Source organism: Curtobacterium sp. B8 (assembly GCF_000333315.1).
GTDB classification, from domain to species: domain Bacteria; phylum Actinomycetota; class Actinomycetes; order Actinomycetales; family Microbacteriaceae; genus Curtobacterium; species Curtobacterium luteum.
Map to the genome: position 1 here is coordinate 1 of NZ_BACW01000099.1, position 1343 is coordinate 1343.

Below are 1343 nucleotides of genomic sequence, written 5' to 3' on the forward strand. Positions count from 1 at the left end.
CGACGTGACGTCGCCCGCCTCGCCGATCGCGCTCGCCTACACGAGCGCCACGTCCGGCAAGGACTACCTCGTGACGCTCGACCACGACACGTCGCTCACCACCGCGAAGGGCTACGACGACGTGACGGGCCTCGGGTCGGTGTCGTTCACCGGTCTGGCGCAGGTGGCGCGCCGGTAGCGCCTGTCGCGTCCGCGACGGACGCCGAGACGGACGGGAGGCCCGGTGCCAGCNGGCACCGGGCCTCCCGTCGGTCTGCTGCGCGCGGTGCGCGCGGGGCGCGACCCGTCAGCGCCACCAGGCCGGGAACGACAGCGTGATCGTCTCGACGAGGGCCCGCCGCGAGCGGCGCGGGCCCGCGAGCCACGCCTCGATCGCGCCGACGAAGCCCTGGGCGACGAACCCGGCGGCGACGTCGTCGAGCAGCGCCGGGCGGTCCTTCGGGAGCTCCGCGATGTGCCGGGCGCTCGACACCGTGAAGTGGTCGACCAGCAGGCGGTGCAGCGAGCCGTCCTCCGGATCCGGGAGGGCCTTGCCGTAGATGTCCTTGTGCGCGACCACGTGCTCGACGACCGCGTCGATGCCCCGGCGGGTGATCGCCGCGAGTTCGTCGGCGTCGGCGCCGCGCTCGAAGGCCGCTCGTCGGGCCGCGGCGTCGTCGTCGCGGATGCGGTCGAGCTCCGGCGTGAGCACGTCGGCGAGCAGGGAGCCGGGGGAGACCGCGTGCGAGTAGAACGTCGCGCGGTTGATCCCGGCCGCGCGCGTGACGTCGGCGACGGTGATGCGGGAGACGGGACGGTCGGCCGCGAGGTGCAGGATCGCTTCGCGCAGGGCCGCCGTCGTGTGCAGGATCCGGGCGTCGACCATGACACCCACCCCCTTCTTGTCCGGATCGCCCGGTCCACCGGGCAATCAGAACGTACCGCATGTCAGGGGACGCTCAGGTGCGGTTAGGATGGTTCCACGGACGAATCGATTCGATCGCCGCCGCGCCAGCCGTCCAGCCGGCTCCCTCCCACCCCCTCACCGTCGAAGGACCCCCTCCGTGACCGCGCCCGCCACCACCGGTTCGCTCCGTGTCGTCCTGCACCCCGGGGACTCGCTCTCCCGCGGGCAACGACTCGTCTACGTCTTCGTCCTGGGCGCCCTGACCGCGCTCGGCCCGTTCACGATCGACCTGTACCTGCCGGCGTTCCCGTCGATCAAGGACCAGTTCGGCATCACCGACGGGGCGGTCCAGCTCACCCTGACGGCCACGACGCTCGGCTTCGCGGTCGGGCAGCTGCTCGTCGGGCCGTGGAGCGACAAGGTCGGCCGGCGGCTGCCGCTGATCGTCGCCACGAGC

The 1343-nt window shown here is 73.0% G+C and carries 2 protein-coding genes; one reads left to right on the forward strand and one right to left on the reverse strand.

Annotated elements, in window-relative coordinates; all coding sequences use genetic code 11:
- Positions 1 to 286 precede the first annotated feature (286 nt).
- The gene (locus I59_RS02680; RefSeq protein WP_022902553.1) at positions 287 to 865 is read right to left on the reverse strand and encodes a TetR/AcrR family transcriptional regulator; all 579 of its coding nucleotides are present in this window, start codon (positions 863 to 865) and stop codon (positions 287 to 289) included.
- 178 nt (positions 866 to 1043) lie between these two features.
- Here I59_RS02680 and I59_RS02685 point away from each other — a divergent pair.
- Positions 1044 to 1343, forward strand: a 300-nt coding sequence (locus tag I59_RS02685) for an MFS transporter (protein WP_031272562.1), incomplete at its 3' end; no start/stop codon positions are given.

Bases quoted from the DNA above. Each gene is read 5' to 3' on its own strand.
- I59_RS02680 (WP_022902553.1), bottom strand. From the start codon at position 865: ATGGTCGACGCCCGGATCCTGCACACGACGGCGGCCCTGCGCGAAGCG.